Source organism: Rugamonas violacea, from assembly GCF_016461825.1.
In the GTDB taxonomy this organism is placed as follows: Bacteria; Pseudomonadota; Gammaproteobacteria; order Burkholderiales; family Burkholderiaceae_D; genus Rugamonas.
Genome location: NZ_JAEMNU010000047.1, coordinates 1 through 825, shown reverse-complemented (window position 1 = coordinate 825; position 825 = coordinate 1). Strand labels below are relative to the sequence as shown.

At 65.2% G+C, this 825-nt stretch carries 1 protein-coding gene; it reads right to left on the bottom strand.

What is annotated here, in order from left to right:
- Positions 1-86: 86 nt before the first annotated feature.
- Positions 87-716, bottom strand: a complete 630-nt coding sequence (locus H7U20_RS10085) for a di-heme oxidoredictase family protein (RefSeq protein WP_233410634.1) — start codon at positions 714-716, stop codon at positions 87-89.
- Between the last annotated feature and the right edge of the window lie 109 nt (positions 717-825).

Sequence of the window (825 nt, the reverse complement as noted above, 5' to 3'; positions counted from 1 at the left end):
GGACGAGGTTTGGCTCAATCCGGAACGGGCTGAACCTGAATTAGTGAAGCTGGCTGCATGAAGTGACGCGACAACTTTGTTGACAACTACCGCCATTCTCGGCCGCTGGCGGCGTAATCGGGCCGGCCATCAGCCAGGCCCGGCCCCATGTCGTGCAGCAGCAGGTCGGTATAGGGTGCGATGCTGGCACCGGCCAGACCGGGAATCTGCTTGTGCTCACCTAGTGGCAACTGCGGCCGGTGGCAGACGGCGCAGCCGCTGGTGGCGAACAATTGGGCGCCGTGGCGAATCCGCTCGTGCGCCTTGACGTCGGCTACCGCGCCCTCGCCGTTGCCCTTACCGTTGCCCTTACCGTTGTCCCTGCCGTTGTCCCTGCCGCTGTCCCTGCCGTTGTCGGCCGGCGGCGGCAGACGGGGTAGCGGCGGCGCGAGGAAGTTCAGATAGGTTTCCAGGTCGTCCAGTTGGGCCGCAGTCAGTTCAGGCTCGCCGCCGCTCTGTGCGGCCAGGCAGGCGTGCTGGCTGGCCGTGCAGCCCTGCTGCGGAAAAAGCGGCGAGGTGATGCCCAAGTCGCCCGCCATGGCGCCGGCGATCTGGTCGCGCAACGTGCTGCGGTTGGCCTTGAGGCCGAAGCGGCCACGCATCATCGCCTGGCTCTGGCTGTCATAGACGCGGTTCAAGCGCCCCTTGACGCCGTCCGGCTTGACCTCGCGCGCCAACTGCTCCAGCGCGCCATCCGGTAGTTGTCAACAAAGTTGTCGCGTCACTTCATGCAGCCAGCTTCACTAATTCAGGTTCAGCCCGTTCCGGATTGAGCCAAACCTCGTC